25 protein-coding genes are annotated in these 25,697 nt (G+C 36.3%); 14 read left to right on the top strand and 11 right to left on the bottom strand.

What is annotated here, in order from left to right:
• Positions 1-20 precede the first annotated feature (20 nt).
• The 3 genes from rsmG to mnmE are packed head-to-tail and all read right to left on the bottom strand — an operon-like array spanning position 21 to position 3,895.
• A complete protein-coding gene (rsmG, locus tag NH286_RS04975; RefSeq protein ID WP_265237346.1) occupies positions 21-653 on the bottom strand; it encodes a 16S rRNA (guanine(527)-N(7))-methyltransferase RsmG in 633 nt (210 codons plus the stop codon).
• Complete coding sequence (gene mnmG, locus NH286_RS04970; protein WP_265237344.1) at positions 646-2,541, bottom strand: tRNA uridine-5-carboxymethylaminomethyl(34) synthesis enzyme MnmG; 1,896 nt, start codon at positions 2,539-2,541, stop codon at positions 646-648. Before mnmG ends, rsmG begins: the two co-directional genes overlap by 8 nt.
• Positions 2,531-3,895, bottom strand: coding sequence for a tRNA uridine-5-carboxymethylaminomethyl(34) synthesis GTPase MnmE (mnmE, locus tag NH286_RS04965; RefSeq protein WP_265237342.1), 1,365 nt, complete (start codon positions 3,893-3,895; stop codon positions 2,531-2,533). The genes mnmG and mnmE overlap by 11 nt, the downstream gene beginning before the upstream one ends.
• Positions 3,896-4,202: 307 nt before the next feature.
• On the opposite strand from mnmE, the gene NH286_RS04960 reads away from it, so the two are divergent.
• Positions 4,203-5,879, top strand: coding sequence for a Na/Pi cotransporter family protein (locus NH286_RS04960; protein ID WP_265237340.1), 1,677 nt, complete (start codon positions 4,203-4,205; stop codon positions 5,877-5,879).
• Positions 5,880-5,955: 76 nt separating this feature from the next.
• A complete protein-coding gene (locus tag NH286_RS04955; RefSeq protein WP_265237339.1) occupies positions 5,956-6,609 on the top strand; it encodes an MgtC/SapB family protein in 654 nt (217 codons plus the stop codon).
• 269 nt (positions 6,610-6,878) lie between these two features.
• Here NH286_RS04955 and NH286_RS04950 read toward each other — a convergent pair whose 3' ends face one another.
• The 8 genes from NH286_RS04950 to rpmH all read right to left on the bottom strand — a co-directional run bounded on the left by NH286_RS04950 (position 6,879) and on the right by rpmH (position 11,944).
• Complete coding sequence (locus NH286_RS04950) at positions 6,879-7,625, bottom strand: TRM11 family SAM-dependent methyltransferase (RefSeq protein ID WP_265237338.1); 747 nt, start codon at positions 7,623-7,625, stop codon at positions 6,879-6,881.
• On the bottom strand, positions 7,626-8,483 hold the full coding sequence (locus NH286_RS04945) for a type II restriction endonuclease (RefSeq protein WP_265237337.1): 858 nt from the start codon (positions 8,481-8,483) through the stop codon (positions 7,626-7,628).
• Positions 8,446-9,396, bottom strand: coding sequence for a DNA adenine methylase (locus tag NH286_RS04940; protein WP_265237336.1), 951 nt, complete (start codon positions 9,394-9,396; stop codon positions 8,446-8,448). The genes NH286_RS04945 and NH286_RS04940 overlap by 38 nt, the downstream gene beginning before the upstream one ends.
• A gap of 113 nt (positions 9,397-9,509) precedes the next feature.
• Positions 9,510-10,472, bottom strand: a complete 963-nt coding sequence (gene jag / locus NH286_RS04935) for an RNA-binding cell elongation regulator Jag/EloR (RefSeq protein ID WP_265237335.1) — start codon at positions 10,470-10,472, stop codon at positions 9,510-9,512.
• Positions 10,469-11,188 (bottom strand): YidC/Oxa1 family membrane protein insertase, encoded by a 720-nt coding sequence (locus NH286_RS04930; RefSeq protein WP_265237334.1) that lies wholly within the window; start codon positions 11,186-11,188, stop codon positions 10,469-10,471. Before NH286_RS04930 ends, jag begins: the two co-directional genes overlap by 4 nt.
• Positions 11,189-11,229: 41 nt before the next feature.
• Positions 11,230-11,445, bottom strand: coding sequence for a membrane protein insertion efficiency factor YidD (gene yidD, locus NH286_RS04925; protein WP_234025866.1), 216 nt, complete (start codon positions 11,443-11,445; stop codon positions 11,230-11,232).
• On the bottom strand, positions 11,435-11,785 hold the full coding sequence (gene rnpA, locus NH286_RS04920; protein WP_106461248.1) for a ribonuclease P protein component: 351 nt from the start codon (positions 11,783-11,785) through the stop codon (positions 11,435-11,437). The genes yidD and rnpA overlap by 11 nt, the downstream gene beginning before the upstream one ends.
• Positions 11,786-11,809: 24 nt before the next feature.
• Positions 11,810-11,944 carry a 50S ribosomal protein L34 gene (gene rpmH / locus NH286_RS04915; RefSeq protein WP_037326218.1) on the bottom strand — a complete coding sequence of 45 codons (135 nt, stop codon included), beginning with the start codon at positions 11,942-11,944 and terminating at the stop codon, positions 11,810-11,812.
• Between the two features lie 721 nt (positions 11,945-12,665).
• Between rpmH and dnaA the strand changes: the two genes are divergently transcribed.
• From dnaA to NH286_RS04855, 12 genes are all read left to right on the top strand, one after another.
• Positions 12,666-14,045: a chromosomal replication initiator protein DnaA gene (gene dnaA, locus NH286_RS04910; RefSeq protein ID WP_106461247.1), complete on the top strand. Its 1,380-nt coding sequence runs from the start codon at positions 12,666-12,668 to the stop codon at positions 14,043-14,045.
• Positions 14,046-14,268: 223 nt separating this feature from the next.
• Positions 14,269-15,381, top strand: a complete 1,113-nt coding sequence (dnaN, locus tag NH286_RS04905) for a DNA polymerase III subunit beta (RefSeq protein ID WP_106461246.1) — start codon at positions 14,269-14,271, stop codon at positions 15,379-15,381.
• A gap of 7 nt (positions 15,382-15,388) precedes the next feature.
• Complete coding sequence (locus tag NH286_RS04900) at positions 15,389-15,595, top strand: RNA-binding S4 domain-containing protein (protein ID WP_265214477.1); 207 nt, start codon at positions 15,389-15,391, stop codon at positions 15,593-15,595.
• Positions 15,595-16,689, top strand: coding sequence for a DNA replication/repair protein RecF (gene recF, locus NH286_RS04895; RefSeq protein ID WP_265214475.1), 1,095 nt, complete (start codon positions 15,595-15,597; stop codon positions 16,687-16,689). Before NH286_RS04900 ends, recF begins: the two co-directional genes overlap by 1 nt.
• Positions 16,676-18,577, top strand: a complete 1,902-nt coding sequence (gene gyrB, locus NH286_RS04890) for a DNA topoisomerase (ATP-hydrolyzing) subunit B (protein WP_321160847.1) — start codon at positions 16,676-16,678, stop codon at positions 18,575-18,577. The genes recF and gyrB overlap by 14 nt, the downstream gene beginning before the upstream one ends.
• 8 nt (positions 18,578-18,585) lie before the next feature.
• Complete coding sequence (gene gyrA, locus NH286_RS04885; RefSeq protein WP_265237333.1) at positions 18,586-21,024, top strand: DNA gyrase subunit A; 2,439 nt, start codon at positions 18,586-18,588, stop codon at positions 21,022-21,024.
• 1 nt (position 21,025) lies between these two features.
• The gene (locus NH286_RS04880; RefSeq protein WP_265214471.1) at positions 21,026-21,331 is read left to right on the top strand and encodes an STAS domain-containing protein; all 306 of its coding nucleotides are present in this window, start codon (positions 21,026-21,028) and stop codon (positions 21,329-21,331) included.
• Between the two features lie 2 nt (positions 21,332-21,333).
• The gene (locus NH286_RS04875) at positions 21,334-21,675 is read left to right on the top strand and encodes an anti-sigma regulatory factor (RefSeq protein ID WP_265214469.1); all 342 of its coding nucleotides are present in this window, start codon (positions 21,334-21,336) and stop codon (positions 21,673-21,675) included.
• Complete coding sequence (locus tag NH286_RS04870) at positions 21,668-22,435, top strand: SigB/SigF/SigG family RNA polymerase sigma factor (protein WP_106461240.1); 768 nt, start codon at positions 21,668-21,670, stop codon at positions 22,433-22,435. Before NH286_RS04875 ends, NH286_RS04870 begins: the two co-directional genes overlap by 8 nt.
• Positions 22,432-22,596, top strand: coding sequence for a hypothetical protein (locus NH286_RS04865; protein WP_265237332.1), 165 nt, complete (start codon positions 22,432-22,434; stop codon positions 22,594-22,596). Before NH286_RS04870 ends, NH286_RS04865 begins: the two co-directional genes overlap by 4 nt.
• A gap of 24 nt (positions 22,597-22,620) precedes the next feature.
• The gene (locus NH286_RS04860; protein WP_265214467.1) at positions 22,621-22,920 is read left to right on the top strand and encodes a cupin domain-containing protein; all 300 of its coding nucleotides are present in this window, start codon (positions 22,621-22,623) and stop codon (positions 22,918-22,920) included.
• Between the two features lie 381 nt (positions 22,921-23,301).
• Entirely contained in the window at positions 23,302-25,623 is a 2,322-nt protein-coding gene (locus NH286_RS04855) for a sialidase family protein (protein WP_265237331.1), read from the top strand.
• Positions 25,624-25,697: the final 74 nt, after the last annotated feature.

The raw sequence follows: 25,697 nt of genomic DNA, 5'->3' as shown, positions 1-25,697 counted from the left end.
CCTTTGTTTCATATGAAACATTAAAGGGGTTTTCTCTTTGGGAGATTTTGTCCCCTTGGGTAGCTTTTCTTGCAAGATCTTACCTTTTTGACAATGACATTTACCCTTTCATTGCCGTCAAGGTCGAGCTTTTCCATTTTTATCACTTCTCCGCCCAAAATCTCTAGGGCATTGGCAGCATTTTCCACTTCCTCATCTGCCTTTGGCCCCTTAAGGGCAATGAAAAGTCCACCGACCTTGACGAAAGGCAAGCATAACTCTGATAAGGTTGCCATATTTGCCACAGCACGGGATACGACAAGGTCAAAGCCCTCCCTATGGTCCTTGGCAAAATCTTCTGCTCTGGTGTGGATGGCCCTAGCATTTTTTAAGTCAAGCTTTTCTATTACTTGGTTCATAAAATTGACCTTTTTGTTCACAGAATCTATTAGAGTAAGGTCAAAGTCCTTTTCAATCCTTAGTGGTATACCAGGAAAACCAGCCCCAGCACCTATGTCAAGGACCTTGTCACCTTCCTTAATATAGTCTATAACTGTAAGGGAATCCTTGAAATGCTTTAGCTCAATTTCATCCGGGTCTGTGATTGTTGTTAGGTTGGTGTGGGAATTGACTTCCAAAAGATAGTCTGTATAGATTTGATACTTCTTATCCATAAAGCTCTCCTGTCTTTAGTCTAATCAAAAGCACGTTAACATCAGCTGGGCTTACTCCAGATATACGGCTAGCTTGGCCGATTGATTCTGGCTTGATTTCGTTAAGCTTTTCTGCTGATTCCTTCTTAAGTCCTTTTATTTGGCTGTAGTCGATATCTGCTGATAATTTATGACCTTCTAGCTTTTTGAATTTTTCTATATCTGCCATTTGCTTTTTGATATAGCCTTCGTATTTGATTTCTGTTTGAACTTGGATTTTTATATACTTAGGAAGGTCTGGCCTTTCTTGGTCAAAAATTTCTGTCATCTGATAGGTGATTTCAGGTCTTTTTATAAGCTCATATAAGCTTAGGCCCTTATTAAGAACAGTAGAACCCATTTCTTCTAGGGCCTTGTTTGTTTCATCCTTTGGTGTAATGTGGACGTCTTTAAGCCTATCAATCTCATTTTCTATCATAGCCCTCTTATCAAGCATCTTTTGATAGCGTTCATCAGACACAAGGCCGATGTCGTGGCCCTTTTTGGATAATCTTTGGTCGGCATTGTCCTGTCTCATGGTTAGCCTGTACTCGCATCTTGAAGTCATCATCCTATAAGGCTCGTTAGTTCCTTCTGTGACTAGGTCATCAATTAGGACCCCTATATAGGCATCTGACCTATCTAGAATAAATTCATCTTCACCCTTTATCTTAAGGGCTGCATTGATCCCTGCCACAAGGCCCTGACCTGCAGCTTCCTCATATCCTGATGAGCCATTGATTTGGCCTGCAAAATAAAGTCCTTCATAATCTTTTGATTCCAAGGTTCTCTTTAGCTGTCTGGTATCGATCATGTCATATTCAATAGCATAGGCAGGTCTCATTATCTTTACATCTTCAAGACCGATAATTGTCCTGTAAAATTCTTCCTGAACCTCCTGTGGAAGGGATGAAGATACCCCTTGAACATACATCTCATTTGTTGAAAGGCTTTCTGGTTCGATAAAAACTTGGTGGATATCCCTATCTGGGAATCTTACCATCTTATCTTCAATTGATGGACAATACCTAGGACCTATGCCCTTGACCTTGCCCCCATAAATTGGTGACCTTTCAAGGTTATCCATGATGATCTCCTTGGTCTTTTCTGTGGTATAGGTAAGGAAGCAATTTTCTTGCTGCCTATCAGAAAAATCCTTGCCTTCATTTATAAAGGAAAATGGTATTACTTCGCTATCACCTGCTTGGACTGTAGTCTTTTCATAATTTACGGAAGACCTATGAATCCTTGCAGGTGTTCCTGTCTTAAATCTGCGGATATAAAAGCCCATTTCATTTAAGGAATCGCTTAAGAAGGTCGCTGCTGATAAGCCATGAGGACCACTTACTTTAGCATAATCACCGATTAATATTGTTCCATTTAGGTAGGTGCCTGTACAAATTATAAGAGCCTTTGTTTCAAAGATTGCCCCTTGAACTGTTTCACATGAAACAATTTTTCCATCTTCATAATTAATCTTATCTACTTCCTGCTCAAATAAATCAAGGTTTGGCTCATCTTCTAAGACCTTTTTCATCTCTTCGTGGTAGCGTCTCTTATCAGCCTGAACCCTAAGCGAATGAACAGCCGGTCCCTTTGAGGTATTGAGCATCCTTGATTGTATGAAAGTCTTGTCAATATTTATTGCCATCTCTCCACCCAGGGCGTCAATTTCCCTTACTATATGGCCCTTGCCAGTACCACCTATATTTGGATTGCAAGGCATATCTGCCACTGACTCCATAGATGTTGTAAGTACTAGGGTCTTCATGCCAAGTCTAGCTGCTGCAAGGCCCGCTTCACATCCTGCATGGCCAGCCCCAACGACAACTACATCGTAGGATCCAGCCTTATATTTTCTATTTTCCAACGCAAAACTCCTTAAATACTTTATCCATTATCTCTCCTGATACACTCTCACCAATTATTAGACCCAGATCTTCATAGGCAGAAGATAGGTCCACCTCACAAGCATCTATAGGCACTCCCATCTGCATATCGTGAAGGGATGAAGCAAGCTTTTCTCTAGCAGAAGCTAGGAGCCTTTCATGTCTAGTATTGGTAATAAGGACTGATTCCCTATTTAAATCCTTGGTATCAAAAATATCTCTAATTGTATCTTCCAATTCCTTTATACCCAAAAGGTCGGTCATAGATGTCCTAATGATTGGTAGATTTAGATCAAAAACTTTCTCATCAAAAACAGGGTCAAGGTCAGTCTTATTGAGGATAATTATAGCGTTCTTATCCTTGATAAGGTCTAAAATCTTTTGGTCTTCTTCATCAAAATCCCTAGATAGGTCAAAAATCGCAAGGATAAGGTCAGACTTATCTACCAAGTCAATTGACTTATCAACTCCGATTTTTTCAACCAAATCATCAGTATCCCTAATACCTGCCGTGTCGTTTATCTTAAGGGTAAAATCTCCCAGGGAAATATATTCTGTAATAAGGTCACGGGTTGTACCTGGTATATCTGTAACAATAGCCCTATTCTCATCAAGAAGAACATTCATAAGAGAGGACTTGCCCACATTTGGCTTACCGATAATTGTCGTATTTATACCATCTTTTACAAGCTTACCCTTATTAGAAGTAGAGGAAAGCTCATCAATCTTATCCTTAGCCTTAATCAAATAGGCTTCTATATCTGACACAGGCAAATCTTCCCCATCTTCAGTAAAATTAATAGAATATTCTAGACGGGCAAGGCCCTCCTTTAGGTCATTTCTAATATCTTCTATCTTCTTACTAAGAGAGCCTTGCAAATGGCTGATACCTTGGCTTGCTGAAAGCTTATTGGTCGAATTAATTATATCAAGAACAGCCTCAGCCTGAGAAAGGTCAATCCTTCCATTAAGAAAGGCCCTCTTAGTAAATTCACCAGGCTCTGCAAGTTCGCAACCCTCATCTAAGAGCAGGTTTAAAATCTCTCTAACAGAAATAAAAGACCCGTGACAGTTAATCTCGCACACATCTTCTCTAGTATAGGTGCCAGGCCCCTTCATAAAGGCCACCATCACCTCATCTATAACATCCCCATCCTTATTTACGATATTTCCATAACGCAAATACCTATTGTCCTTATCAGGGTCAACTGGCCTATTGTTAATAGGCCTAAAAATCTTATTAATAATCTCTAGGGACTTATCCCCACTCATTCTGACAATTGATATCCCACCAGTCCCCGCTGGAGTAGATATAGCCGCTATTGTACTTGCCATCATTCCTCCTTATAAAATTAGTGATTATCCACTACTTTGACTAGTGGTCTTTAACATAAGGATTATAATAGAAAATAGGAATTTGTCAACATTTACAGGACTTATAAATCATAGAACCAAGCCCTTTGTAAAGAATTTTTAAAAAAATATGAATTCTTATCAAAAAATTTGATAAAATCTTTGGTTTTAGGGCTAAATTATGATATATTAGAAGTATAGTTTATTAAGATAATCTAAACATTTTTTATTTAGTGGACCAGATTCAAAAGTCCTTAGCGAAAATCGCAAAATTTTTTTTGGAGGAAATATGCAATTATCGTCACTGTCTAGCCTAGAATGGAACCTAATCGCAGGTGGGCTAGCCATATTCTTATTTGGTATAAGTCTAATGGGTGATGCCCTAACCAACTTTGCAGGCCCAAAATTAAGAGGCTATGTAGAAAAATACACCTCAAATCCAATCAAGGGTGTCTTTGTCGGAATCTTTATAACAGGACTTATCCAATCATCATCAGCAACAACAGTAATAGCCATAAGCTTCGTAAGAGCAGGCATCATGAGCCTAGAACAAGCCATAGGTATAACCCTTGGAGCAAATATAGGTACCACAGTCACATCAATCTTAATCGGTTTTGATCTAGGATATTTCGCCTACTTCATAGCCCTAATCGGTGTAGGTATCTTCATGTTCTCAGCCAGAAGAAAAAATAAATACATAGGAGAAATCTTAGTAGGTTTTGGCCTATTATTCATAGGTCTAGAAATGATGGGAGGATCTCTCACAGCCCTAAAAGATGTGCCAGGATTTGAAGATGTAGTAGCAAATATGGCCCAAAACCCAATAATAGCAGTAATAATCGGTGCGGCCCTTACAGCCCTAATCCAATCATCATCAGCCTTCATCGGTATAGCCCAGTCCCTCTTTGCATCAGGGGCAATCGACCTAAACGTCGCCCTAGCCCTCATGTTTGGTGCAAACATAGGTACTTGTATCACAGCAATACTAGCAAGTCTGGGAGGATCCCTATCAGCAAAAAGAACATCACTCTTTCACATTCTCTTTAATGTGTCAGTATCATTGATTTTCTTAATCTTCCTAAACCCATACAAAATACTAGTAGAGCACATAGCAGCAGCCATTGGAGCCAACAAGCTCATGACCATAGCGGTAGGACACTTCACCTTCAACTTCATAGGTATGGTAGTCTTCTTACCACTAATCAGCCAAACAGCAAGGCTCTTAAGACACATAATACCAGGCAAGGATTCAATCCTGACCGACCTAGGCAACCTAGAACTTGATGAAATGCTAATCGAAAAATTCCCAGCAGCAGCCCTAGATCAAATAAGGACAGCCATCATCCAGGAATCAGTAGTAGCCCTAGAAACAATCAAGGCCAGCAAGGAATACCTAAACACCAAAGACAAAAAATACTACCAAACAGTCAAAGAAGCTGAGTCAATGGTCAACGATATGGACACCAAAATCCAAGCCTACCTACTAAACTTTGCACAAAACCAGGCTCCAGTAGACATAGAAGCAGAGCTACAATCCTACCTACAAGTCCAAATCAACGTCGAAAGAATATCAGACCTAGGAGAAAACCTAGCAGAATACTTCAACGAAATCCTAGAATCAGGTTCATCCTACAATGAAGAAGCGGTAGCAGACCTAAACGAAATCTACGATCTAGTAATAAACAACATAGCAAGCGCAGTAGAAGTCTTCGAGCTAAAAGACTTAGCCAAATATAACAAGCTAAAAGAAGACGAAGCCGCCCTTGACCTAATGGAAGTAAAGCTAAGAAAGTCCCACTACAAGAGACTAAAACAAGGTCTAGACATCACAACAATGGCAAGCTACGTCTTCAACGACATCCTATCAACCATGGAAAGAATCGGAGACCACGCCTACAATATAGCTAGACTAACAGTAGAACCAGTAAAAACTCACACCGGCTACCACATAGAAGGTGAAAACTAAAAAACAAAAGGCTTGAGCAAAAACTCAAGCTTTTCTTATTAGAAAATTTTCTTATTAAAAAATAAAGGAAGGCACCATGGACAAATCATATATCTTCAACCTCTACCTCCTAGCAAGAATGACACTCGCCCTGGCATCAGGTTTCATAATAGGAACCGAAAGAGAAAACAAAAATAAATCAGCAGGATCCAGAACCCACACCCTAGTCTGCCTAGGAGCATGCCTAGCCATGATAATCTCCAAATACGGCTTCTACGATGTCAAACACTTCGATGCAGCAAGAGTCGCAGCCCAAATCGTATCAGGAGTAGGGTTCTTAGGAGCAGGCCTCATCTTCGTCAAAAACTACGGGGTCACAGGACTCACCACAGCAGCAGGCATCTGGACCACATCCATAATAGGCATGGCCTTTGGAGCAGGTATGTATTTCATAGGAATCATAGCCACAGGATTCATAGTCTTCTTCCAATCCTATATGTTCAAAGGGGAAATCTTCCAAAGACACACCCAATACACCGCCCTAATAGAATCAAAAGACTCCAAAATCCTAGAAAAAATCGACACCTACGTCGAAGAAAACAACTTCCACAAAAAAGGCTACAACCTAAGATTTAAAGATGACAAATTCATCCTAAACTTCAACATCTACCCAAAAGATAAGGAAGAACTAAACAACTTCATCACCTTCCTAGAAAACGACCTCCATGTGGAGAAATTTGATATATTTTAGCACAAAAATAAAACTTAATCTCTATGATATTTTTTTAAATCTTTTGTTAACTTAGCAGCTAAATCTAATTTTTCAAGTCAATATGTTGGATCATATGGGAGAAAATTTGAAATATAAGCATCTCTATATATAATAAAAGCAAGAGAAGCCAGCTCTTAAATCAAAAAAGCCCTTGACCCATATCAAGGAAAAGAAAGATTGCGTTTCTCCATGAGAATCAAGAGATTTAAAAAGGCGGTAGGTACGAACTACTGCCTTTTTAAATCTTCTTATTTTCTTAATATAAACAAATACTCATGAGCAATCAATAAAAAATTATAATCGACACTTCTTTGTTTCCAAAATCCTGTTGCTCTTGTGTTATGTTGTTCCTTTATTATTAATTCTTTAAGTTTAAATCCTGCATCTTCGTATACTTTTAAAACATCAAATCCTAAATGGACCATATGTTTATTTTTTCTGGTATCTCCCATTAATACTGCACAAAACTTATCCTTCTTTAAAACTCTATAAGATTCTTCAGCCACTTTTTTCATTTCATTCAAAAAATCATCTATTTTTAGTAAAGATAAATCATTTTCTATGTCATCTGAATATTTAATAATGTCCGCATAAGGAGGATGTGTGCAAATTAAGTCAATGCTTTCATCTTTAAGAAAGTCTAGCTCTCTTGCATCTCCTTTAACAAGCTTAACTTTCCCCATAGGTCTATCAGTCAAATTAAAGTCAATTTTTTCTTTACATCTATTTAAAGCGACATCATTAACATCAACACCTATTATGTCTCTGTTCAGTAACTTAGCCTCTACTAAAGTAGTTCCACCACCAGCAAACTGATCTAGAACCAAATCACCTTCTTCCGAATATCTTAAAAGGATATTTCTCGGTATGTAAGGCGACCAATTTCCTCGCCATTTTGCATCATGAGTTGCCCAATTCCCTCTTTTAGGAAAAGACCAGTGAGTAGTCATCTCCAACTCAAAATCATCCGGTTCCCATTTTTTAATTTTCACCATCTATATGATTACCTCTTTCAATATTCCATTTTTCAAATCATTTATATTAAAAATTAAATCCATACATTCAAAAGTTTCTTGAAGATTTCTCTTTGCTGACTTCCAGCCAAATCCATCAGTTATCCAAATAAATTTAAATCCTTCAATATTTTTGGCTTCTATTGCTAAGTTTTTATAACTCCTTGATGTTTCATTAAGTTTTGAACCACCACTATTATAGAAGTTAGTTTCTATTGCATAAATATTATTATCAGTTTTTATTACATAGTCGAACCTTTTGCTTGTTTTTCCTTCATTTACTATCAAACCTAAATCAATGTCCCATAAAGATTCTACATTCTTCGCATACATTTCTTTAAAGTAATCAACGTCTTTTACGAAGCCGGCATCTATAATAAAATCTTCAACTAGTTCTTCCATTATATGCCCACCTCTGTTTTTTCTCGCATTTGAATCTAGACCAGTTTCAACCCCCATAGCATAATCGAATAAATTACTTGTTATTTTATTTTCCATTAAATCAAAGAGTCCAGTTTCTCTCATAAAATACATGTATTGTTCAGGACTTTGATTTACCTTATCAAAAGAATATACAAAATCTCCGTTATCATCAAATGCATAAATTTCAATAGATCTTACCGCTAAAAGAATAGGTACTGCCTTTAAACATTCTGGATATTTTTCAACTAAATTATGAAAATCAATTTCGATGTTTTTAGAGCCGATCAATGAATTTAAAATGTTTAATTCTACCTTATATTTATTAGCATTCCTATAGACCTTTTCAAAATCTACATAATACTCATAGGTCCTTAAATAATTAGTGAATGTTGAAAGCCAATTGTTGAAATCCCTCATTTTTATCCTCCTTGAAGTTGTTTACTAAAATCTCGTAAATAAATCCTCTATTGTTCTTATCAGAATTTATGAATCTCCTAGCAGCTACTCTATTTATATTAAATTGTCCATATAAATCATCAAAAAAATTATCATCTGGAGAATAATTTTTTGGATCCGAATTGCTTAATAATAAATGTGCTGATTTTTGATCCATTTTTTTGAAAAATTCTGCCAATTCTCTTTGGTCATCATCATTGAAATCACCTTTATTATAGGCGGTGAAATTTGATGTTGGTTTTATAGGCCTATAAGGTGGGTCAAAATATACAAAAGTTTTGGAATCTATAAAATCTTCAGATTTTTTATAATCTCCATGGATAATTTTGACGTTTTGAAGTTTTTTATTTACATTTATGAGATTTTCCCTATCTAAAATTTTAGGATTTTTATATGAACCTATTGGTACATTAAATTCTCCACTCATATTCTCTCTGTATAATCCATTAAATCCCGTCTTATTTAAGAACATGAATAAAGCTGCTTTTCTTAAATTATTAGAATTATCTGATAATTTTAAGAGATTAAATTCTTCCCTATTTCTATAATATATTATTTTTCTTTGCTCAAGATTTAAATCTTGGTATTCTTTTTGAAATTCATCTAATAATTCTATTAGATATTCTACATCATCTCTAATTACTTTATATAAATTTATTGCTTCTTTATTTATATCGCTTATATAAATCTCTTTTAAATCAAAATTGTTCAATATATCAAAAAGAACTGCTCCAGCTCCAACAAAAGGTTCGCAATATTTATTAATTTGATCATTAAAAGGATAATATTTTCTTATTTCATGCAATAATTGACTCTTCCCACCAGCCCATTTTAAAAATGGTTTGGTGAAATTATCTTTTTCTTGTTCGCTCATAGTTGTCCTTCCTATTATCTGGTAACTATAAGTTACTTTACTCTATCACGTATCAAAGATCCTCTTCTAAAACCCCATTAAAAAAGAGCACCCTTTCGAGTGCTCTCTTGTTTTTATTCTTCTACATAGTCTACTACTACGTATCTTTGTGGTTCGCGGCCTTCTGAGTGGCTTGTTACGTTTTTGTGTTTGCTGATTTCTTCGTGGGCTAGGCGTCTTTCGTAGGAGTTCATGTAGCGTAAGTTCCATGATTTTTGGGTTTTGGCTACTTTTTCTGCTGTTTCTCTTGCTAGTCTTACGATTTTTTCGTCACGACGCTTTTTGTAGCCGTTGATGTCTACGTTTACTCTTAGGCTGTTGGCTCTTGAGTCGATGGCTTTTCTGATGATGAATTCTATGGCATCTAGTGTGGATCCGCTTTTGCCTATGGCGATGCCTGTGTCGTTTTCATCTACTTTTGCTTCTAGCTTGATTAGTTGGCCGTCGAGGTTGCCGATGACGCTTGTGTTTTCAAAGTGCATGGCTTTTAGGATTTCTTCTAAGAGCTCTTTGGCTTTGTAGTAGTTGTCGATGTTTGAACGCTTTTTGTTTAGGGCGTAGTCTTTGCTTTCGACTTCTTCTGTTTCTTCGTCTTGGCTGTCATCTTCAAAGACATCTTCTACTTCTTCTTTTACTTCTTCGAATTTGTCTTTTACCTTTTCGCCTAAATCTTTTGCTTCTTCTGTGACTTTATCGCCTAGATTTTTAGCTTTTTCTGTTATTGTCTCTTTTTCTTCTTCTAAGCCTTCTTCTTTTTGGAAGTAGCTGCTTCTTTCTTTGACGTCGTAGTCTTTGCTGGCTTCTTTGAAGGATTCGACTTCTATTTCGCTTTTTAGGTCGTCTAAAACTTCCTTGATGTCTTCTTCATATGATACTCTTACTAGGGCATCTTTACCGCCTATGAGTCCTAAGAAGCCTGCTGATGCTTCTTCTAGGATTTCTACACTTACTTCGCTTCTCTTTTTGCCTATTTCATCTAGGGCTAGTTTTATAGCTTCGTCGGCTGTTTTTGCTGATTTGATTACTGATTTTTTCATTTTTCTGTTGCCTCATCTTTACTCATAAATAAGTGCATTCCTACCATTATTATTAATCTAAATACTGATGATAGGGTGTAGTATAGTGGAAGACCTGCTGGGAGCTTTACAAAGAAGAAGTAGTAAGCTAGTGGCATTACTAGCATCATTGTGTTCATTGATCCCATTGCCCCGCCTTGCTGTTGCATTTGTGGGTTTGTCTTCATTGAGAATAGGGTTACACCAAATTGTGATAGGGATGTTAGTAGGGGTAGACCATACCATAGTGGGTCTGGGTTTAGTAGGTTTTCGATCCAAAAGAAGTTGGTTTTTAGGTGGGTTACTCCTTCTGGGAATACGTACTTTGTGGTATCTTGCATTACTCTAAAGAGGGCTATTATTACGAGTAGTTGGATTATCATTGGTAGACATCCTCCAAGTCCTGGTCCTACGCCTTCTTCTTTGTAGAGTTCTTGCATCTTTTTTTGTAGTACTTGTTGGTCATAGCCGTATTTTTTTTGGATCTCGTCCATTTTTGGCTTGAATCTTCTTGCTTTTTCTGCTTGTTTTTGACTTGATATGGTTATTGGTATTGTCATAAGACTTACTAATAGGGTCATTATGATTATTGATAAGGCATAGAAACTTACAGATCCTGGCTCTGTGAAGTTTACTGCGAGGATATCATAGATGAACCTCATGAGCTTACCAAGTATTATCGCTATAAAATTGAACATATTTTCTCCGTTTTTTATCTGTGGTATTAGCTGGCTAGATTTTATTTTACAGGGTCATAGCCGCCCTTTGAAAATGGATTACATCTTAAAATTCTCCACAAAGACATAAAAAAAGCCTTTACTGGCCCGTATTTCCTAAAGGCCTCTAGGGCATAATTGGAACAAGTAGGGTAGTATTTGCATTTTGAACTGCCTAATTGTGGAGAAATGAATTTTTGATAAAATCTTATCATTTTTATAAAAACTTTATTTAGCATAGTATATCTTTTTTTTCTTAAATGCCTGGTTAAGAGCATGACCTAGAGAGGATTTTAGTTTTTTGTAGTCAAATTCTGTGGTATGCTTTTTTGGTATTATTACTATATCTACTCCATTGAGATTTTTGTAATGTAGCCTTATTATCTCTCTAAGCTTTCTTTTTAGAGAATTTCTTGTATGTGCCTTGCCAATTTTTTTGCTGATTGTAAAACCAAATCTTGGAGTATTTGTTCCATTATCTTTGACTAGGACTGTGAAATCTCTATTATAACATGCAAAGTTTTTTTTGTAGACTTTCTGAAAGTCTTTGTCTTTCCTTAAGCTTAGTCTTTTTTCCATTAAGAGCTTCTTTACTTATAAAGCTTAAGCTGAAAGTCTTTTTCTGTTTTTCTTTCTTCTAGCTTTAAGTACTCTTCTTCCGCCTGGAGAAGACATTCTTTTTCTAAAACCGTGATCTTTAGATCTTTTTCTTCTATTTGGTTGATAGGTTCTTTTCATCTTTACACCTCCTATAATTTTTGACTCTTACTATTATATTGAAAATAAGCATATATGTCAAGGTTTTTATTCTTTTTTTATAAGTATTTTTCAAAAGCTAGGACCCTATTTAAATTTTTCTTAATATTTGCATAAGTATTAGGGCGTAAATTAAAAATTATTCTTTTTCCCGGTGATTTTTGGTATAAATATTAATTGTGGATAAGATTCTTGATAAAATTTTATCCACACATTTTCAAGAGAATTTTTTGTGTGAATATTTTTTTACTTTAGTGATTATTTTGACTTTAAAATCCTAAAATAAAGACAAAACCGATTTTTCTTATCCAAAATTTTAATAAATACACAGACTTATCCACATATCAACAATGATTTTTGGTCTTATCTTTTTATAAATTGAGACTTATCCATATTTTTATCTACTTATTGTGGATAAGTTGAATTAATGGCTTGTTTATGGTATAATTGCTTGTGTAAAAGTAAGGGTAAAACTAAGTTTTGAGCATTAATTTAATATTATTTTGGGGATAAGATTAATTTTTTACATATAAATTTTTTTGCTTATCCTAATTTTGCTTTAAATATCAAGATTATTTTTATCAACAATGGACTTATCCACAACTTATCCCTATTTTGGGGATAAGCTGTCTATTTTTTTATATAAGAGCTAATTTTAAAGACTTTTATCTATGTGGATAAGCAATACGAAAGGAAGGTTTATATGCGAAGTTTAGAATTCATTACTAATGAATTAAAAAATGAAATGAAAATGCATGTTACCGATTCACAGCAGTTTAATACATGGATTAACATACTAAAGCCCCTAAATTTGCATGAAGGCACCCTTTATCTAGAGATTCCTAAGAAGGATACTCTCTTTATTTTTGATGGCATTTGGCTTCCAAAGTTGCAAGAGGCCCTTTATGCTATTGAGGAAAAGATTGGAGCTAGGCTAGATGTCAAGGTTGTGGCCAAGGATGGGGATGATTATGACAAGGTCCTTACCCTAGGCAAGGAATACGATGGGGATGGTCAGATGAGGATTGATAAGGTCAAATCCTACCCTAGACCTCAGCTTGAAGAGGCCAATGTATTTGAAAATTTTGTCCAAGGCAAGTCCAACCAATACGCCTTATCAATTAGCCAGGCTGTTGCCGATACCATTTCTAGGAGGGAGCAGTCCAAAGTCTATAATCCTCTCTTTATATACGGGGCAAGTGGACTTGGCAAGACCCACTTAATCCAAGCTATTGCCCACCAGGTCCTAGAAGCTAGAGATGATGTCTATGTCATGTACCTATCTAGTGAGAAGTTTACAAATGAGATGATTGCAGCCCTTAGGACTAATAAAAACCAAGAGTTTAGGTCCAGGTATAGGTCAGTTGATATCCTTCTTATAGATGATATTCAATTTATTGCCAATAAGGAGGCGACCCAGGAGGAATTTTTCCATACCTTTAATGACCTCTACAATGCAGGCAAGCAAATAGTTATAACATCAGATAAGCCACCAAGGGAGATTAAGCACCTAGAAGATAGGCTGGTTTCAAGGTTTAACTACGGTATTATAGCTGATATCTCAAGGCCTGATTATGAGACAAGGGTGGCAATACTTCAAAAAAAGCTTGAAGATTTGGGAGCTATCATTGATAATTCAATACTTTCCTATATAGCTCATGAGATTGATACAAACATCAGAGACCTAGAAGGAGCCCTTTCTACAGCCATTGCCTATGCCAAAAGCGACGGCAGGATAGAGGTATCTATGGAAGATGCTATAAAGGGTGTAGGAACCAGGGTCAAAAATACCAAGAAAAAGCTATCTATAGGAGATATCCAGCAGGCTGTAGCAAATAAATATAATATTAAGCTTTCCGACCTTAAGGGCAAAAGCCGCAAGAAAGAGATTGTAAATCCTAGACAGATAGCCATGTTTATAGCTAGAGAGCTACTTGATGATAGCCTAGTAACTATTGCAAATGCCTTTGATAGGGATCATACAACTGTCATCCACGGCATAGATAAGATTAGCCTGATGATGGAAGAAGATAGTGACATTAAAAATGAGATTGAATCTCTAATAAAAGAAATAAAAGAGTGATTTGTGTATAAGCTTGTGGATAAGTCTGTTGATAAGTTATTTTTAACAAATCTTCAAAAACCTCTTGTGTAAAATGTGGAAAACTAGCCATTTATTCATAGAGATATTCAGAAGATATAAACACCAATAAAGATTGAAATACTAATATCAATAAAAGATATCCACATTTATACACTCCCTACTACTAATACTACTAAGTTTAAATAATAGTTAAGGAGAAGACATGAAATTTGAAATCAAACAAAAAGATCTACTAGGAGCAATCAATATTGCCAATAGGGCCGTATCCAAGTCAACCAATATACAAATCCATGAATTAATATACTTTAGTGCAGATAAGGATGGACTCTCATTGACTTCTTTCGATGGCGAAATCTCAATCAAAACATATGCCAAAGCCAATATTATAGAAGAAGGAGTAATGGCTGTAAAGGCAGACCTTATTAGTAATATAATAAGAAAGCTTCCAGATGAGCTAGTAAAGATTGAACTTGAAAATGGCAAGATCAATATCAAGTGCAAAAGATCAAACTTTAACCTTATATCCTTTGAATATTTTGAGAAGGAAGAAATCAGAAAGCCAGATTCTAAGCCTATACAAATAGATAATGACAAGCTAAAAAGATCCATAAACCAAACAGAATTTGCAACAAGTCTTGATGAAACAAAGCTTGCCCTAACAGGAATTCTCTTTGAATTAAAGGAAGGTTCTCTAAATATGGTAGCCCTTGATGGCTATAGGGTAGCCCTTAAGAAGCTTGCCCTAGATTATCCGGCAGATTTTGAAAATACAGAATACATTATACCAAAGAGATCACTTTTAGAATGGTCAAGGATAGTTTCAGATGACAGCAAGACAAGTCTTTATAAAAATGATAATGACCTAATGTTTGTATCAGAGTCTACTACTATGCTATGCAAGGTAATAGATAAAAATTATATTGATTACAGAAATATAATAAACGACATCTCAGAAACATCCATAGTCCTAGAAAAAAGAGAATTAACATCAGCCCTAGACAGGGCTCAAGTCTTATCAGATCCAGGCAGGGCTAATCTTATAAAAGTAAGCATCGATGAGAAAGTTATGACAATCATGTCAAATTCTGAAATAGGGGATGTAAAAGAAGTTATAGAAGTAGAACAAGAGGGTGAAGGTCTTGATATAGCCTTCAATGCCAAATACATGCAAGATGGGGTAAAGGCTTGTGACAGCGAAAAGATTAAGCTAAACTTCAAATCAAGCCTAAATCCATGCCTAATCTACCCAACAAACTCTAGCCATGAGGGTGAGGACTTTACCTACCTAGTCCTACCAGTTAGACTTGCTAAGTGAGGACCTTATGGAAATAATTGAATTTGAAAGTAAAGAGATAAAACTAAAGGACCTTCTAAAGGTCCTAAACCTAGTGCCAACAGGCGGCATTGCCAAGGCTATTATCAAAGAAGAGGGCATAATCCTTAACGATGAGCCTTGCTTTGTAGCTGGCAAAAAGGCCCACCCAGGCGATGTTGTAATCTTTGATGATTACAAGATTATAATCAAATAATGTGGATACAGGATATAAAATTACACAATTTTAGGAATTATTTCTACGAAAAGGTAAGCTTTAACGACAATATAAATATTTTTATAGGAGATAATGCCCAGGGCAAGACAAATCTGCTTGAATCTTGTTATTACCTAGCCAATGCCACTTCCTTTAAGAAGCTAAGGGATAAGGATTTAATCCAGTTTGGCCAGGAAAGGATGGAGCTTTCTGGCACAATCAGAAAGGGCCGCTCCTTTAAAAAAGTAAGGATAGAAGTAGATTCTTCTGATAAGAATATTTTCGTAAATGAAGTAAAATATACTAGGAACAAGGATTTAAGATCATTATTCAAGCTAGTCTTATTCACTCCAGAAGACCTTCTTATTATAAAGGAAGGACCAAATCTTAGGAGGGACCTCTTAGATGAAATCATAACAAGCATTGATTTTTCCTATAAGCAGGTCAAAAAAGACTACGATAAGATTCTTTATTCTAGAAATAAATTGCTAAAAAACAGGTCTTCCTCATTTTTCAAAGAGCAGCTAGATGCCTTTGATCAGTCCTTGGTAAAGGAAGCCTACAAAATTTATAAGAGAAGAAATAAATTTATAGGCTATATAGAAAAATACGCCAATGACTTCCAAAATGCCCTAACCAAGGGTGCTGAAAAGCTAGAGATAGAGTATATACCGGATATAAAGGCAAGTAGCCAAAAAGAATATCAGGAGAAGTTTTTAGCCCATAGGGATGAGGATTTAAGATACCAAACAACAAAATCTGGCATCCACAGAGACGATATAATTATCAAAATAAATGGCAAAAACACCAGGCTCTTCGCCTCCCAAGGCCAGCAGAGGTCGGCTATTATCAATATAAAACTAGCCGAGGTAAGGCTTGTAAGGGAGATAAGCGGAGATAGGGCGGTGATTCTACTTGATGATGTATTTTCAGAGTTAGATGAATCTAGGTCGAAATTTCTTCTAGAAAACCTAGCTGACTATCAAACCATAATCACAGCCACCAACACCAAGAGCCTAGAAGAAGTATCAGCTGATAAGATATCCTATATCAAGGATGGCAGAATTAGAAAGGATAAATATGACAGAGAATAATTATGATGCTGGTAATATCAGGGTCTTAGAGGGACTAGAACCCGTTCGTCTAAGACCTGGTATGTATATAGGATCAACCAGCCAGAGGGGACTCCACCACCTAGTCTACGAAGTAGTAGATAACTCGGTAGATGAGGCCCTAGCCGGACGTTGTGACTACATAAAAGTTACCATAGACAAGGATAATGTTGTAAGTGTAGAAGATGACGGATCAGGAATCCCAGTCAAAGAACACCCAACAACCCACAAATCAACCCTAGAGACCGTACTAACAGTCCTCCATGCTGGTGGTAAGTTTGACGATTCAGCCTACAAGGTATCAGGAGGTCTTCACGGTGTAGGTGTTTCAGTAGTAAACGCCCTTTCTGAATATCTAATAGCAGAAGTAAAAAGAGATGGCCACATCTATAAAATGGAATTTGCCAGAGGTCAAGTTACAAAAGATATAGAAGTAATAGGCGATACTGATGAAACAGGTACAAAGATAACCTTTAAGGCAGATGGAACAATCTTTGATACAACAATCTATGACAGGACAATCCTAGAAAATAGGTTCAGAGAAATGGCCTTCTTAAATAAGGGAGTAGAAATCATCTTTGAAGATAAAAGAGAAGATTTCCTAACAAGCTTCAAATTTGAAGGAGGTATATCAGAATTTGTAGCCTACCTAAATAGGAACAAAGATCCAATAATGGAGATGATTCCACACTTTGATGGCTACCAAGAAGATACCGAAGTTGAATTTGCCTTCCAATATACAGATGCCTATAGCGAAAATATCCTATCCTATGCCAACAATATCCAAACCCCAGAGGGCGGAAGCCACTTGGCAGGACTTAGGTCATCACTTACAAGAACTGTAAATGACTACGCTAGAAAATATAATTTCATAAAAGATAACGAGGACAACCTCCAAGGTGAGGACATCAGAGAGGGAATTACAGCTGTAATTTCTGTAAAAATATCTGAGCCTCAATTTGAAGGCCAAACCAAATCTAAGCTTGGAAACTCAGAGGTAAGGGGTGCAGTAGATACCTTTATTTCAGAGCATTTAACAGCCTTCCTTGAAGAAAATCCAAAACCAGCCAAAGCTATTATAGACAAGGCACTTGCCAGCAGACGTGCCAGAGAAGCAGCCAGAAAGGCAAGAGATTTAACCCGCAAGAGATCAATCCTAGATTCAGCTACCCTTCCAGGCAAGCTTGCCGATTGCCAATCAACAGACATTGGCGAAAATGAAATCTTCATAGTCGAGGGTAATTCTGCGGGAGGTTCTGCCAAAGGCGGTAGGGACAACAGAATCCAAGCCATCCTTCCTTTAAGAGGAAAGATAATGAACGTAGAAAAGGCCCACCTAGATAGGGTCCTAAACTCAGAAGAGATAAAAAACATGATTACAGCCTTCGGTACAGGTATAGGCAAGGAATTTGACCTAGAAAAGCTTCGCTACGGCAAGATCATAATCATGACCGATGCGGATGTCGACGGTGCCCACATCAGAACCTTGCTTTTAACCTTCTTCTACAGATATATGAAAGACCTAATAGATGAAGGCCACGTATATGTAGCCCTTCCACCTCTATACAGGATAAGCGTAGGCAAGAAGGAAAGATACGTTTATTCAGACGATGAAAGAGATAAGGTAATCAAAGAGTTTGGAGCAGATAATTACAAGATCAACAGATACAAGGGTCTTGGTGAAATGAATGCCGAACAATTATGGGAAACAACCATGGATCCAGACAGGCGTGTCCTCCTAAGAGTAGTAGAAGATATGGAATCAACCACAACCGATGACACCTTCGCCCTCCTCATGGGAGAAAAGGTAGAACCTAGACGTAACTTCATCCAAGAAAACGCCAAGTACGTTAAAGATATAGACGTATAGGAGGCAAAATGACAGAAAATCAAAACATAATGAATATAGACCTTGAGACCAAGATGAAAACATCTTATCTTGAGTATTCAATGTCTGTAATAGTATCAAGAGCCCTACCAGATGTGCGTGATGGCCTAAAACCAGTTCATAGGAGAATCCTCTATGATATGCAACTTCTGGGCCTTGATCCAAATAAACCAACCAGAAAATCAGCCAGGGTAGTCGGAGATGTAATGGGTAAATTTCACCCTCACGGCGACTCTGCAATCTATGATGCCCTAGTAAGGCTAGCCCAAGACTTCTCAACCAGATATCCCCTAGCCCAAGGCCAAGGTAACTTCGGTTCTATAGACGGGGATGCGGCAGCAGCCATGCGTTATACAGAAGTCAGAATGAGCAAGATAGCCAAGGAAATGCTAAGGGATATAAACAAGGATACAGTTGACTTCATGCCAAACTTCGATGAAGAAGAGCTAGAACCAACAGTCCTTCCATCAAGATTTCCAAATCTACTAGTAAACGGGTCAAACGGTATAGCAGTAGGTATGGCCACAAACATGGCCCCACACAACCTAGGTGAAGCAATCGATGCTTGTGTAGCCTACATGAAAGACCCAGAAATATCCATAGATGACCTAATAGAGATAATCCCAGGTCCAGACTTTCCAACAGGCGCCCTAATCCTAGGAAAATCCGGCATAAAAGATGCCTACCACACAGGTAGGGGCAAGATTAAGCAAAGAGCGGTAGCAAGAATCGAGCCATTTAAGAAAAATAGGAAAAGAATCATCATCTCAGAAATTCCTTACCAGGTAAATAAGGCAAGATTAATCGAAAAAATAGCTGAACTTGTAAAAGACAAGAGAATTGATGGCATATCTGACATCAGAGATGAATCAGACAGAAAAGGAATGAGGATAGTAGTTGAAATCAAGAGGGATTCCAATGCCAATATAGTCCTAAATAACCTCTACAAATACACCCAACTAGAAAATACTTTCGGTATCATAAACCTAGCCCTAGTTGGAGGCGAGCCAAAGATTCTAAATCTAAAAGAATTAATCGAATATTACGTAGACCACCAAAAGGAAGTCGTAACCCGTAGGACCACATTTGACCTATCAAAGGCCAGGGACCGTAAGCACATAGTAGAAGGTCTTATAATAGCCATTGACCACATAGATGAGATAATCAAGATAATCAGATCATCCTATGACAATGACCAAATTAAGAAAATCTTCTATGACAAATTCAAGCTAACCGATGTTCAATCTCAAGCCATCCTAGACATGCAATTAAAACGTCTATCAGGACTAGAAATTGAAAAGCTAAATGCAGAAAATGACGAGCTAGAAAGAACAATTGAATACCTACTTTCAATCCTAAACTCTGAAGAAACCCTAATCAACCTAATCATCGACGAAATGACAGAAATTAAAGAAAAATACGCCGATGATAGAAGAAGTAAAATCGTCCCAGATGAGGGAGAGATGGACATAACAGAGCTAATTGAAGAAGAAGATATCCTAATAACCCTAACCAAGGAAGGCTACATCAAGAGACTTCCTATCGACACCTACAAGGTACAAAATAGGGGAGGCAAGGGAATTGCAGCAGGCAATACCAAAGAAGGCGACTTCATCAAAAAGATAATCACAACCAACACCCACGAAGACCTCTTATTCTTCACATCCATGGGCAAGGTTTATTCTCTAGAAGCCTACAAGATTCCAGAAGGTAGCCGTACATCCAGGGGTCAAGCGATAATCAACATCCTAAACCTGGAAAGTGGCGAGAAAATTACCGAAATGGTGACCCTATCTGAATTAAGCAAGGATAGCCAAATGGTTCTTCAAACAAAAAACGGTCAGATTAAGAAAACTGAAGCAGAAAACTTCACTAAGATTAGAAGAAATGGCATCATAGCCATCTCCCTCAAGGAAGACGATAAGCTAATATCAGTAAGACAAATCGAAAAAGACGAAGAACTAATCATCTCCACCAAAAACGGTATGACCATCCAATTTAACACCAAAGATGTTAGAAGCATGGGAAGAGCGGCAGCAGGAGTAAGGGCAATCAAGCTTGATAAGGGTGATGAAGTAGTATCAATGAATATCAAAGGAGATGAAACCTATCTTCTAGTAGTAACAGAAAATGGTTACGGTAAGAAGACCTCCTTCACCAATTTCAAAAACCAAAACAGGGGCGGAAAAGGTGTCAGATGCCACAAGATAACCGAAAAGACAGGTCAATTAGTAGACAGCTTGGCAGTAGATTTAGATACTGACATAATGATGGTATCTCTAACAGGTGATATGATTAGACTAAGTGTAAGAGATATATCTACAACAGGTAGAAATACCGTAGGTGTAAAACTTAAAAATCTAGCCAATGATAAGGATAAGATTGTTTCAGTAACTAAATATGACAATACACTAGAAGAAGAGGAATAAAATGTTTCAAAGCTTTATTATTGACAAAGACGACCACTTATTATTAAAAGTTGAAGGTGACCTAGATGTCTACTCTGAAGAAAAATTCAGAGACTTCATAGAAGAAAACCTAAGGGACATAGACAAGGACCTAAGCATAGACCTAGAAAAGCTAGACTACCTAGATTCAACAGGCCTAGGCCAATTTATGAAAATATACAAGCTTGTAAATGAAAAGGGCCATAAAACCACAATAACAAACCCAAAAGAAAACATCTACAAGCTCTTTAAAATAACAGACCTAACAGAAGTCTTCAATATGGAGTAGACATGGAAAAAATAAGCATAAAACTACCACAAAATAGCCTCTATCTCAAAGCTGTAAGGCTATTTGTGGCAGGTCTTGGCTCAGATCTTGACTTTGATATAGAACAAATCGAAGACCTCAAAGTCCTAGTAAGCGAGGCCATAAACTACAAGATAACAGAAGAAGATGTACAAATAGACTTTCTAGTAGAAGAAGATATCCTATCCATAGAAGTAAGGGGCAAGGATAAGACAGCTGATCCAAAGGCAATATCAATGAGAGATGCCATTCTAAAGGCCCTAGCAGATGACCTTGAAACAGGAGAAGATTTCCTAAAAATAAGCATGAGGAAGACTTATGACTAAGGAAAGCCAAGACCGTAAGGATGAAATCAATCAGAAATTTGAAGAATTTGCAAAAACTAGGGATAAAAAGCTAAGAGATGAGCTCATAGAAGAGCACATGTATATAGTCGATATCCTATCAAATAAATATGTAGGCAAGGGCATAGAAAAAGACGACCTCTACCAGGTAGCAAGCCTAGGCCTAATTAATGCTGTAGATAGGTTCGACCCATCAAAGGGCTATGCCTTCTCATCCTTTGCCACCCCAACAATCATGGGTGAACTAAAGAGATATTTTAGGGACAAGGGCTGGGTAATAAGGGTGCCAAGACGCATCCAAAACCTATACAAAAAGATAAATACAGCAAAAAAAACCTTAACCCAAGAGCTTCAAAGAGTTCCAACAAGTAAGGACATAGCCGATTATCTAGGAGAAGATGAGGAAACAATCCTAGAAACCATGGAAGCAAGTAAGGTTTACACTCCTCAATCCTTGGACATGAAATACCAGGTTCAAAAGGGAGAAAATGCCATAGACCTAGCAGATATAGTCGGCGAAGAAGATAAAAACTTCGACTCAATCGAGCTAAAAGATATGATAGACAAGTCAAAAGAAAGGCTCACCGACTTAGAAAAGCAAATCCTAGAGCTTAGATACTACGAAGGCAGAACCCAGGTAGACATAGCAGAAAGCTTGGATATAAGCCAGATGACTGTATCAAGACTAGAGAAGAAAATCCTCAAGAAATTCTCCATAGAATTTGAAAGGATGACAGAATGAAAAAAATCCAGAACCCAACAAGGGCAGGACTTGCCTTTTTTGTTCTAGCCATAGTATTAAACCAAAACCCAAATATCCCAGACCTAGCCAAGGGCCTAGCATATGGGCTTGCAATTGGGACCCTTCTAATGGGATTAAAGAAAAAATCAGCAGCTTGTTAAGAGCTGCTTTTTTTAAGGAGAAATATGAAAATCTACAACATCTACGAAAATATAAACTTCGATAAAGATAAAGAAATAGAAGACCTAATCTTTGGAAATGATAAAATAAAAATCCTAAGAACTAGCTCCCTTGACCAAGTTACAGACTATTATGATCAGGAAGAGCTCGAAATAGTAAAAATCGAAAAGGGAAGGGCGACGCTTGAAATAGAAGGAAAAATCGTCGAATTAAAAGAAGGCGACATCTTAGAAATCCCACCCCACAAAATCCATAGGGTAGTAAGTCAGTATAAAACTATTTGGCTTTGTATATTTGTGAAATAAATTAATGCTAAAGACTAATACCGGATTTTATAATCCTTTATTGGTCTTTTTTGTAAAAATTCATTGTTTATAAATTAGAATATAATTTCGAGAACTTATTTATTTTTAATATCATTCTTTTAAAATTGGTGTTAATGAAAGTCAAAAATTAAGAAAACGTTTTTCGATATTGCAAAAATATTATTGTGATTATAAAAATCTAAATTAAAACTTATTAAATAATGGAAATAAAATATTTATAAAAAATACTGAAAATACTTTCTAAATAGCTTATATTCTTTGAAACTATTGACAATATAATTCTAATAACATAATATAATAACAAAATAATTATCAATCGAGTTTTCATGAAAACGATATTAAATAAAAGGAGTACGAATTGTGAAAAAAAATAAGTTACCTAAGAAAATGATGGCCTGTGCTCTAAGTTTATCTATTTTAGTATGTTTTCCTAACATCTCCCAAGCGGCAGAAAGCTTAAATGATAAAGGGATAGAAAAGAAAAAAGTAAGTGAAGAAAATATTAATAACACCGATAACTTAAAAGATGAGTTAGTGGATAATGATAGTGATAAAAAAGCTGAAGAAATGATAGAGTCTGAAGATTCGATTGAAAAATCAGGTGTAGATGAAATTGAGCAAGATAATATATTATTATCAGAAGAAAATATACCTGCACCTGTTTCGCAGATGAATGACTCTGAGAAAGAAGAATTAAATTACAATATTATAAAGTATACGTTAGATAAGATCAAGCTAGATGATAAATTAAAGGAAGAATACCCTGAAATATACGAATTAAAGAATAATTTTGATAAAATCAGTAGTGAAAAAAGTTTAACAAATGAAAAGTATGAAGAATTGAAGCAGGATATTGAAAAGCTTGCATCTAATGGAGAACATATCGAAGAGAAAACAAATAAACAAGCTAAGACCGAAGATTTCGATATGTATTACCCTACATATCAAGGCTCTGATTTCTATAGAATCCCTTCTTTAGCAAAATTAAAGGACGGTACAATCATAGCTGGTGCTGATCAGAGATTATCAACAGAATCTGATTGGGGCGACATAGATGCTGTTGTTAGAATTAAAAAACCTGGAGATAAAGATTTTTCGCCGGCGATAAAAGTTGTTGATAGACCTGAAGAAGGGATTGATAAAAATGCCCCTTTCACAATTGATATGCAATTAACTCCAGTATATACTGGAAAGAATGCTGGTAGAGTTTATATGCTACTAGACAGTTTTAAATCCGGAGGAAAATATTGGTCTTCACAAGGTGGATCAGGATATGTAAATATAGATGGAAATGACTACCTTGAGTTGAAAGATAAACAAGGTAGAAGATATACTGTTAGAGAAGATGGAGTAGTTTTCAACCAAGCAGGCGAAGCTACAGATTTAAAGGTAAAAACTACTGATAAACAGCCGTTTACAGAGATAGGAAATTTATATAGAGGTGATGAGTATCTAGGAAATGTGTATCAAGACTCTTCAGATTTGCAAGTCCATCAAACTCCATATTTATGGCTAACTTACTCTGACGACAGTGGACAAACTTGGTCTTCTCCTAAGGATATAACACCACAAGTAAAAACAGATAATAGAATGAAATTTTTAGGTTCTTCCCCAGGAAGAGGCCTGCAACTTAAGAGCGGTAGATTGCTACTTCCTTTATATTTTGGAACGAATCCAGGTCAGTATAATAATAGAGAATCTACAACCTTCATCTATTCTGATGACGGAGAGAATTGGAAAAGGTCATTAACAAATCCTAACGACCATGATGGTCAATCTTCGCTTGGCGGATTAGTAAATAGACAAAACTCTGAAAATCAACTTGTACAATTAAATAATGGAACTGTAGTTTCATTTATGAGAAGCCCTGGAAATAATCCAACAATTAATTATGCAATAAGTAAAGATGATGGAGAAAACTGGAATTATGGTGTAGGATCTGTTGATTTCAAATCCTATAGCCAAAACAATTTATCTGTCGTTAAACACGATAGAGACGGTAAGGAATACATCATTTTATCAAACTCTGAACCTGGAGGAAGAAAAAATGGTGTGATAAAGGTTATGGAAGTTATTAACAAAGAAAATAAAAACTTTGAATTTAAAACTGTTGCCCAAAGAAATATTAATATAGGCGAATACCAATATTCATCATTAGAAAATACAAATTTAGAAGATACTTTCGGCCTACTTTATGAATCAAACCAGGTAGTGGATGGAAAAACAAAGATGGTTATAAGATATACTGAGTTTAACTGGAACTGGTTGATGGGTATAGATGGGGTTGATGTAGTAGAAGATGAGGAGAAGAATATAGAAGAACCTCGAGAAGAATCAAAACCAGAAGGTGAAAAAGATAAAGCTATAAGTGTAGAGGAAAATAAAGCAAAAGATAAAAAAGAAGAAGATGTAAAACTCCCTGAAATAAAAGTAGAAGAAACGAAAGAAGATGAGGCAAATTCTGTAAAAGAATCTGAGGAAGAAAAAACAAAAGAAAATAAGGAAGAAAAAATCTCTGAAGAAAAATCAAATAAGGAATCAAAAGAAGAAAATGCATTAGGAAAATATATGAAAAAATCATCTAATCCAAAAACGGGTATAGGAAGCTTAAATTACTTATTTGGATTATCAGCAGCATCTTTAGCCGGATTATTTGCATCAATAAAGAACAAGAAAAAATAAAGAAATAAAAAGCAAGAAACTCGAGGAATACCTTGAGTTCTTTGCTTTTTAAAAAAAATTATAATAATTTCAAA

The organism is Anaerococcus sp. NML200574 (assembly GCF_026131665.1).
Classification (GTDB): domain Bacteria; phylum Bacillota; class Clostridia; order Tissierellales; family Peptoniphilaceae; genus Anaerococcus; species Anaerococcus kampingae.
This window is presented reverse-complemented; position numbering and strand designations above follow the sequence as displayed.